Genomic DNA, 8835 nt, shown 5'->3' with positions numbered 1-8835 from the left:
AACACAGACGGCACCATCCGCCACGAGAACACCGGACCAGCCATGCGACACACCCATCAGGAGCAGGATGTTGCACTCACCGATGTGACCCACCTTGTGAATCTGCCCGCCCACGTCAGAGCGAGGCGGCGACCAGCTCGGCGATCTGGACGGTGTTGAGAGCGGCGCCCTTGCGGAGGTTGTCGTTGCTGACGAACAGGGCGAGGCCGCGGTTGTCGTCAACGCCGGGGTCGTGGCGCAGCCGGCCGACGTACGACGGGTCCTTGCCGGCGGCCTGCAGCGGCGTGGGTACGTCGCTCAGCTCGACGCCGGGAGCACCGGCGAGCAGCTCACGCGCCCGCTCCGGGGTCAGCGGCCGCGAGAACTCCGCGTTGATCGCCAGCGAGTGGCCGGTGAAGACCGGCACCCGCACGCAGATCCCGGAGACGCGCAGCTCGGGGATGCCGAGGATCTTGCGGGACTCGAAGCGGAGCTTCTGCTCCTCGTCGGTCTCGTTGAGCCCGTCGTCGACGATCGAGCCGGCGAGCGGGAGCACGTTGTAGGCGATGGTGCGGGCGTACTTCACAGGCTCGGGGAAGGCCACCGCCTCGCCGTCGTATGCCAGCTCGCGGGCCTTCTCGCCGACCGCGGTCACCTGCGATGCCAGCTCCTCGACGCCGGCGACGCCGCTGCCGGAGACCGCCTGGTACGTCGACGCGATCAGCCGGACCAGCCCGGCTTCGTCGTGCAGCGGCTTGAGCACCGGCATCGCGGCCATCGTGGTGCAGTTCGGGTTGGCGATGATGCCCTTCGGCCGGCGGGCGATCGCGTACGGGTTGACCTCGGAGACCACCAGCGGGACGTCGGGGTCGCGCCGCCAGGCCGACGAGTTGTCGACCACGACCACACCCGCGGCCGCGAACTTCGGCGCCAGCTCGCGGGACGCGGTCGCGCCCGCCGAGAAGACGGCGATGTCGAGCCCGGCAGGGTCAGCGGTCGTCGAGTCCTCGACCACGACCTCGCGGTCGCCGAACGGCAGCACCGTCCCGGCCGACCGCGCCGAGGCGAAGAACCGGATCTCCTCGATCGGGAAGCCACGCTCGAGCAGGATCTGCCGCATCGCGACGCCGACCTGCCCGGTCGCGCCGACGACGCCGAGGCGTACGCCGCGGCTCATCGTCCGGTCCCGCCGTACACGACGGCCTCGACCTCGTTGGCATCCAGGTCGAACGCGGTATGCGTGGCCTGGACGGCGGCTGGGACCTGGCCCTCGTCGACGACCACCGAGATCCGGATCTCCGACGTGGAGATCATCTCGATGTTGACGCCGGCCGATGCGAGCGCCGCGAAGAACTTGGCGGTGATGCCCGGGTGCGAGCGCATCCCGGCGCCGATCAGCGAGACCTTGCCGATCTGGTCGTCGTACAGCAGCTTGTCGTAGCCGACCTCGCTCTGGATCCGCGCGAGCGCGGTCATCGCGGTCTGGCCGTCGGTGCGCGGCAGCGTGAACGAGATGTCGGTGCGGCCGGTCGCGGCGGCGGAGATGTTCTGGACGACCATGTCGATGTTGATCTCGGCGGCGGCCAGCGCCTCGAAGATCCGGGCCGCCTCGCCGACCTTGTCGGGTACGCCGACCACCGTGATCTTGGCTTCGCTCCGGTCGTGTGCGACTCCGGCGATGATGGCCTGTTCCACGGCTTCTCCTTCGTTGTTCTCCGGCACGATCCAGGTGCCCTCCTTCTGGCTGAAGGAGGAGCGCACGTGGATCGGCATGTGGTAGCGGCGGGCGTACTCCACGCACCGCAGATGCAGGATCTTCGCGCCGCAGGCCGCCATCTCCAGCATCTCCTCGGTGGAGATCCGGTCCAGCTTGCGGGCGGTCTTGACCAGTCTCGGGTCGGCGGTGAACACGCCGTCGACGTCGCTGTAGATCTCGCAGACCTTCGCGCCCAGCGCCGCTGCCAGCGCGACCGCGGTCGTGTCGGAGGCGCCGCGGCCGAGCGTGGTGACGTCCTTGGTGTCCTGCGAGACGCCCTGGAAGCCGGCCACGATCGCGATCGCGCCGTCGCCGATGGCGGCCTCGATCCGGCCCGGCGTGATGTCGATGATCTTTGCCTTGCCGTGGGCAGAGTCGGTGATCACGCCGGCCTGGCTGCCGGTGAACGACCGAGCCTTGTAGCCGAGCTGCGCGATCGCCATCGCGACCAGCGCCATCGAGATCCGCTCGCCGGCGGTCAGCAGCATGTCCAGCTCGCGCGGCGGCGGCAGCGGGGTGACCTCCTCGGCGAGGTCACGCAGCTCGTCGGTGGTGTCACCCATGGCGGAGACGACGACCACGACGTCGTTGCCGGCCTTCTTGGTGGCCACGATCCGCTGGGCGACCCGCTTGATGCCGGCCGCGTCGGCTACGGAGGAACCGCCGTACTTCTGCACGACAATCGGCACGGTGTGCACTCTCTCTCAGCGCTGGGGGTGTACGACGCGTTCGCGACGGCGTCGTTGCACGTCAGCGATCTGAGGCCTGAGTTTACCGACGCTAGGCACCCGTCGCGTCGAGCATCTCATTGGCCGCGGCCAGGTCCTCGTCCTCGCCGGTGAACTCCGCGTCGAGCCGGTCGTGGGCGACCACGGTCAGCAGCGCGTTGAGGATCGCGCCCGCGAGGTTGCCCCACGACGAGACGTAGGAGAACTGCCACCACCACAGCGCCTCCATGACGTTGCCCTGGCGGTAGTGGCGCAGGCCGTTCTCCAGGTCCGTCGCGATGCTGGTGAGGTCGTCGGACATCTGGTTGATGACGATCTCGGGCGCATACGGGTCGAACACGAAGCTGTAGGTATCGACGCTGTCCAGGATCGTGGCCAGCCGCAGCCTCAGCTCGTCGAGGTCGGCCTCCGGGCCGACGTCGGGCTGGTGTTCCTGCGGTGGCGTGAAGTCGTGCTGCGCGCCGAGCCGGGCGCCGGCAAGCAGGACCTGACTGACCTCGAGCAGCAGCAGCGAGATCGCGCTGCCGCCGCCTTCCTTGGCGATCTCCCGGAGGGCCAGCAGGAAGCTGGTCACCTGGTCGGCGATCTGCTGCGCGAAGTCCTCGGTCTCGCTGTCGACGTCCTCGAGCCGTCTCTCAGTCATCTTCGCCCCTTTGTTCATTCCGCCTGCCGTCTTCCGGCGAATGCGCGGCCCAAGGTGACCTCGTCGGCGTACTCCAGGTCACCGCCTACCGGCAGTCCACTAGCCAACCGCGTTACGCGCAACCCCAACGGCTTCAGCATCCGGGTGAGATACGTCGCGGTCGCCTCGCCCTCGAGGTTCGGATCGGTCGCCAGGATGCACTCGGTGACGGTGCCGTCGGCCAGCCGGATCATCAGCTCGCGGATCCGCAGCTGGTCCGGGCCGATGCCGTCGATCGGCGAGATCGCGCCGCCCAGAACGTGGTAGCGACCGCGGAACTCCCGCGTCTTCTCGATCGCGACGACGTCCTTGTACTCCTCCACCACGCACAGCACGCTCGGGTCCCGCCGCTCGTCACTGCAGATCCGGCACCGCTCGGCTTGCGACACGTTGAAGCAGACGTTGCAGAAGCGCACCTTGGCCTTGACCTCGATCAGCACGTCGGCGAGCCGACGTACGTCGTGGGGGTCGGCCTGCAGCAGGTGGAAGGCGATCCGCTGCGCGCTCTTAGGACCGACGCCCGGCAGCCGGCCGAGCTCGTCGATCAGGTCCTGGACGACACCTTCGTACAACTAGTGCTCCTCGTCGATGCCGGGCATCTTGAGGCTGCCCGCGTCGCCGGAGCCGAGGTCGCTGAAACCACCGGCGACCGGACCCAGCTTCTGGCTGGCCAGCACGTCGGCCTGCGCCTTGGCGTCGCGGTACGCCGCGACGATCATGTCGCCAAGGTCGGTCAGGTCGTCGGCGTCGCCGCCGTCGAACTGGCCGGCCTTGATGTCGACACCGATCAGGTCACCCACGCCGGTGAGCCTCACGGTGACCGCGCCACCCGCGACGGTGCCGTCGACGGTCGCTTCGGCGAGCTCGGTCTGCGCGGCCTGCAGGTCGGCCTGCATCTGCTGGGCCTGCTGCAGCAGCGCGTTCATGTCGAGGCCACCGAAGCCCTCGCCGCCGAACGGGTTGTCCGTCATGTGTGTGTTCTTCCTTCTTCTTGTTGTGGTGTACGACGCCGGTCAGTCGTGGCGGATCTCTTCGATCACCTGCGCGCCGAGCTCACGCTGGAGCAGCTCGGTGCCGGCGAGCCCATTGTTCTCCGCGTCCGCGTCGTCCGGGTGCGCCTCGGCGTCCGCGCGCGCCAGCTCCTCCTTGGACGGCGGCAGGTTCGCCGGCCGAGATGCCACCGGTGGCGGCTCGGGTGCGGCGAGCGGCGGCTCGGGTGGCGGCGCGGTCGCGGCCGACGGCTCCGGTGCCGGGCTCGGCTCGGCTGGTGCCGGCGCGGGCGGCTGAGACTGCACGTGCACCGACGCCTGGGCGCCCGGATCCACGATCGCGTCGACCCGCCAGTCCGCACCGACCACGTCGATCGCGGCCTGGCGGACGATTTCCGGGCTGCCACCGTTGACGAAGCTGTCCCGCGCGCCGGAGTTCGCGAACCCGAGCGTCAGGGTCTTGTCGTCGACCGCGACCACCTGGGCGTGCTGGGTGAGGTGGATCCAGGTCACCCGCCGCTTGAGCTTGGTCGCCTCGACGATGTCGCCCCACAGCCGGCGTACGTCGACGAGCGACAGCCCGCCGCTCTTCGGCGCCGCGGCCGCCGGGGAGGCGGCTTCCGCCGCCTTCGGCGGGGGCGCAGGTGCAGGTGCTGGCTCCGGCTCGGGCACCGGCGGCGGCTCCGGCGCAGGTTCCGGAGCGGGTGGAGGCGGGATGGGGGCAGCAGCTTCGGGAGCGGCGGGCGGCGCGCTCCTCGCCGGCGCCGGAGCCGGTGCCGGCGCCGCGGGCATCGGCGTACCACTTCCAACGATCGACATCCGCTTCTCGAGGCGGTCCAGCCGGGCGAGCAGGCCGTCCTTGCTGTCGTCGGCACCGGGCAGCAGGATCCGTGCACAGATCAGCTCGAGCAGCAGTCGTGGGGCGGTGGCGCCGCGCATCTCGGTGAGGCCGGCCGCGACCAGGTCGGCGGCCCGGCTGAGCTCCAGCCCACCGAACCGGGCGGCCTGGGCGACCAGCCGCTCGCCGGCGTCCTCAGCGACGTCGATCAGGCCGGTGGCCGGCGCGTCCGGGACCGCCGCCACGATCACCAGGTCGCGCAGCCGGCGCAGCAGGTCCTCGGTGAACCGGCGTGGGTCCTGGCCGGTCTCGATCACCTTGTCGACCACGCCGAACACACTCGCCCCGTCACCGGCCGCGAACGCGTCGACGACCTCGTCGAGCAGCGACTCCGGCGTATAGCCGAGCAGCCCGGCGGCCAGCCCGTGGGTGACGCCGGCCTCGCCCGCACCGCCCAGCAGCTGGTCGAGCACCGACAGGGTGTCGCGCGCCGACCCGCCTCCGGCGCGCACCACCAGCGGCAGCGCCGCCGGCTCGATCGCGACGCCCTCGCGCTGGCACAGCTCGGCGAGGTACGCCGACAGCAGCCGCGGCGGGATCAGCCGGAACGGGTAGTGGTGGGTGCGCGACCGGATCGTCGGCAGCACCTTCTCCGGCTCGGTGGTGGCGAAGATGAAGCGCAGGTGGGGCGGCGGCTCCTCGACCAGCTTCAGCAGCGCGTTGAAGCCTTGCGTGGAGACCATGTGGGCCTCGTCGATGATGTAGACCTTGTACCGGCTCTTCACCGGCGCGAAGAACGCCTTCTCCCGCAGGTCCCGCGCGTCGTCGACGCCGCCGTGCGACGCGGCGTCGATCTCGATCACGTCGATCGACCCCGGCCCGCCACGGGCCAGGTCGCGGCAGGAGTCGCACTCACCGCACGGGTCGGCGACCGGCGCCTGCTCGCAGTTCAGCGCCCGCGCGAGGATCCGCGCCGAGGTGGTCTTGCCGCAGCCGCGCGGCCCGGAGAAGAGGTACGCATGGTTCACCCGGTTGTTCGCCAGCGCAGCCCGCAGCGGCGCCGTGACATGGTCCTGGCCGATGACCTCAGCGAAGGTCTCGGGCCGGTAGCGGCGGTAGAGGGCGAGGGGTGACTCCACGTCCTGAACCCTACGCACCCCCGCCGACACCTGGTAGGCGACGTACCGCGGGGCGGCGACTCAGAGCGTGCGCCAGTGGGTGACGAGGCGGCCATCGTCGCCGAGCAGGTGTACGGCGAAGCTCGGGCCCAGCTCGTGAGTGACCAGCGGCAGGGGCTCCGCGTCGAGGGTGACCGTCGAGGCCACCCCACCGCCCACCAGCACCGGCCGCCCGGCGAACGTCGACGCGCAGGCCGTGTGGGCGTGCCCGACCAGGACCGCGACGACGTCGTCGTGCCGCTCCAGGACCACCGCGAGCTGGTCGGCGTTGGCGAGCTTGATCGGGTCCATCAGCGCGATGTGGACGTCGACCGGCGGATGGTGCAGGCACACGAACGCCCGCTCGCCCGGCTCCCGCGCCGCCAGCCGCTCGTCCAGCCAGGCCAGCGTCTCCTTCTCCAGGAAGCCGTGGTCGAACCGCTCACCCGGCGGCGCCGGCACCAGCGACTCGAGCATCAGGAACAGGTGGCCCGCGACCCGGTGCGCCTCGTTGACCGGACCGTCGCCCGGGCGGCGCCGGAACGCGGCGTACCCCTCGCGCACGTCGTGGTTGCCCGGACAGAACAGCATCGGCGCCGGACCCGGCCACTTGCCGAGCGTCTGCTCGGCCTCGGCGTACTCCTCGGCCAGGCCGTGGTCGGCGATGTCGCCGGTGACGAGTACGACGTCCGGTCCCGGCCGGATCCCGGCCAGGTGATCCATCACCCGCTCCGACCGCTCCACCGCCGTGTCGTGGCCGCCGAAGTGGGTGTCGCTGATATGCGCGATGACCAGCACCTTGCCATCGTGACGTGTCCGAGGGCTGCGGCAAAGGCGCCGCGCCTCTGGACATGAAAAGGCCCCCCGCGTACCCGACAGAGCTCGCTTACCCTTGCTGCCTTCCGGCCCTGGGGGAGTTGGGCAAGATGCCGCCACACGGGGGGTTGCCGTTGAGTCTAGGTGAGCGGCGTACGACGCACCAAAGCGGGCCTCCGCGAGCCGGATTTCACCAGCCAGGCGCCGACGGGTAACCTCCTCCGCGGAGGATTCGCCTAGTGGCCTATGGCGCTCGCTTGGAAAGCGGGTTGGGTTAATAGCCCTCAGGGGTTCGAATCCCCTATCCTCCGCCACATGTCTCGCGACGCCGGCTGGTACAGGGTGCTCGGGCGCCGCCATGAGACCCACCTGCAACGCGAGCTTCGGGTCGTCGCTGACCTGGACGAGTGGTCGCGCGCCAAGCTCTATCGGGTTCGTCAAGGCGGATGGCGAGCCGATGCGACAACGGCCATTGCTGCGAGCGCGGCGGAAGAGACCTACCGGCTGACCGACCAGCTACCCGACTGGCAGAACAAGACCAGCGACATGTGGCGGAGCAACCTGCAGCACGTGTGGGGGTTCCTGGCCGGTGACCGATCACAGCACTACGTGCTCTCCCGTGGTGGGGGCTGACAGGGACCCCGTGAACGGCTTCGCACCTGGACTGCTCGCCTCCATCCGGCCCTGAGGTCCCGAAGGTGTACGTACAGGGCTGTCCGTACAAATTCGGCCCGAGTACGCCTCAGGACCCCGCGACTGTCGAACTCCTGTCGCCGGCTCCCGGCTACTCCACCGCGGTGAGGGCCGGCGGCTGCCGCACCAGGCCCGCGAATACGCCGGGCAGCGGCGCCGTACCGGGACCACCGGCACGCACCCAGGCCACGATCGCCGACACGGCGGCGTCGGTCAGCACCGAAGACAGCCAGACCGGGCGCGCACCCCCGTTGCGCGCGCCCGGGCTGGGCGAGACGACCACGACATTGGAGTCCTCGCAGGCGAGCAGGCAGCCCGAGGTGACAACCCGGGCGGCTCCCTCCAGCCCGGTCCGCAGCGCCTCGAGCTGCCCGTCGTGGTCGACGTCAGGGTGCTTGCGGCGGCTGCCGCAGCAGCAGTCCCGGCAGACCGTGACCGTCGGCAGGCTCACCCGGCGACGGCCGGCTCGGCGGCTGCCGCCGTACGGGTCCGCGGCGAGAGCAGCAGACCGAATCCGACCCCGAGCACGGTCCACAGCAGCCCGAGCATCGCCAACGAGGCGACCCGCAGGTCCCAGAGGATGTCGGCCGGCATGTCGGCGGGAATGCCGTCGGGAGAGCCCGGCACCAGCAGGAACAGCAGCGTCAGCCCGACCACCGCACCGGCCACCGCGAGCGCTGCCCGGCGGGGTACGTCGTACCCGCGGTCGGCGAGCGCCCGGTCCAGCGCGAACAGCGCGAGCACGATCAGCAGCCCGACCAGGATCGTCAGCACGTAGATCAGCGTCCGCCGGGTCACCGACTCCGGGTCACCGACGGCCGGCGGGTTCGCCGGGATCCGCAGGCCCGGAAGCAGCGTGAAGACCATGAACCCGAGCCCGGCCAGCACCACTGCACGACCGAAGTCGGACCCGCCCGGCAGCCGGTTGCGCGACCACGCGTAGACGACCGCGAACACCAGCCCGAACAGCAGGCCGGCGACGGTCACAGTGACGATGCCGCCGAAGACCTGCATCGAGCGGGAGACCAGCGGCTCCTCGTGGGAGTGGCCGCCGCCGTCGGCGTTGCCGCGGGCCTCCTCGATCACCAGCGCCCGGCGGACGACGGGCTCGAGGACCAGGTAGAAGAAGACGGCTGCGAGCGCGCCGGCAGCGGCTCCGGCCGCGAGTCCGCGGCGGAGAAGGTATCCGATGCCCAT

9 protein-coding genes, 1 tRNA gene, 1 other RNA gene and 1 pseudogene are annotated in these 8835 nt (G+C 70.7%); 2 read left to right on the top strand and 10 right to left on the bottom strand.

Annotated features, from left to right (window positions below; translation table 11 throughout):
* Nucleotides 1–115 precede the first annotated feature (115 nt).
* The 8 genes and pseudogenes from DDV73_RS04785 to ffs all read right to left on the bottom strand — a co-directional run bounded on the left by DDV73_RS04785 (nucleotide 116) and on the right by ffs (nucleotide 7075).
* Nucleotides 116–1156 carry an aspartate-semialdehyde dehydrogenase gene (locus DDV73_RS04785; protein ID WP_109506113.1) on the bottom strand — a complete coding sequence of 347 codons (1041 nt, stop codon included), beginning with the start codon at nucleotides 1154–1156 and terminating at the stop codon, nucleotides 116–118.
* Nucleotides 1153–2424 carry an aspartate kinase gene (locus DDV73_RS04780; protein ID WP_109506117.1) on the bottom strand — a complete coding sequence of 424 codons (1272 nt, stop codon included), beginning with the start codon at nucleotides 2422–2424 and terminating at the stop codon, nucleotides 1153–1155. The genes DDV73_RS04785 and DDV73_RS04780 overlap by 4 nt, the downstream gene beginning before the upstream one ends.
* Before the next feature lie 91 nt (nucleotides 2425–2515).
* A complete protein-coding gene (locus DDV73_RS04775; RefSeq protein WP_109506112.1) occupies nucleotides 2516–3106 on the bottom strand; it encodes a DUF5063 domain-containing protein in 591 nt (196 codons plus the stop codon).
* A 14-nt stretch (nucleotides 3107–3120) separates the two neighbouring features.
* The gene (recR, locus tag DDV73_RS04770) at nucleotides 3121–3717 is read right to left on the bottom strand and encodes a recombination mediator RecR (protein ID WP_109506111.1); all 597 of its coding nucleotides are present in this window, start codon (nucleotides 3715–3717) and stop codon (nucleotides 3121–3123) included.
* Complete coding sequence (locus tag DDV73_RS04765; RefSeq protein WP_109506110.1) at nucleotides 3718–4116, bottom strand: YbaB/EbfC family nucleoid-associated protein; 399 nt, start codon at nucleotides 4114–4116, stop codon at nucleotides 3718–3720.
* Nucleotides 4117–4350: 234 nt separating this feature from the next.
* A pseudogene (locus DDV73_RS04760) lies at nucleotides 4351–6141 on the bottom strand (DNA polymerase III subunit gamma and tau); the annotation flags it as partial.
* A 30-nt stretch (nucleotides 6142–6171) separates the two neighbouring features.
* A complete protein-coding gene (locus DDV73_RS04755) occupies nucleotides 6172–6927 on the bottom strand; it encodes a metallophosphoesterase (protein WP_109506108.1) in 756 nt (251 codons plus the stop codon).
* Between the two features lie 57 nt (nucleotides 6928–6984).
* Nucleotides 6985–7075, bottom strand: an RNA gene (gene ffs, locus DDV73_RS04750) — signal recognition particle sRNA small type.
* A gap of 95 nt (nucleotides 7076–7170) precedes the next feature.
* Here ffs and DDV73_RS04745 point away from each other — a divergent pair.
* A tRNA-Ser gene (locus tag DDV73_RS04745) sits at nucleotides 7171–7259 on the top strand.
* A gap of 1 nt (nucleotide 7260) precedes the next feature.
* Entirely contained in the window at nucleotides 7261–7578 is a 318-nt protein-coding gene (locus tag DDV73_RS04740) for a hypothetical protein (protein WP_109506107.1), read from the top strand.
* A 151-nt stretch (nucleotides 7579–7729) separates the two neighbouring features.
* Here the strand turns inward: DDV73_RS04740 and DDV73_RS04735 are convergent, their stop codons facing one another.
* Both DDV73_RS04735 and DDV73_RS04730 read right to left on the bottom strand, forming a co-directional pair.
* Nucleotides 7730–8089: a (2Fe-2S) ferredoxin domain-containing protein gene (locus tag DDV73_RS04735; RefSeq protein ID WP_206050717.1), complete on the bottom strand. Its 360-nt coding sequence runs from the start codon at nucleotides 8087–8089 to the stop codon at nucleotides 7730–7732.
* Nucleotides 8086–8835 (bottom strand): CbtA family protein, encoded by a 750-nt coding sequence (locus DDV73_RS04730; RefSeq protein ID WP_109506106.1) that lies wholly within the window; start codon nucleotides 8833–8835, stop codon nucleotides 8086–8088. Before DDV73_RS04730 ends, DDV73_RS04735 begins: the two co-directional genes overlap by 4 nt.

It is taken from the genome of Nocardioides speluncae (assembly GCF_003121585.1).
GTDB lineage: Bacteria > Actinomycetota > Actinomycetes > Propionibacteriales > Nocardioidaceae > Nocardioides > Nocardioides speluncae.
Note: the sequence above shows the minus strand (reverse complement) of the source record. Positions and strands in the feature narration are given on the sequence as shown.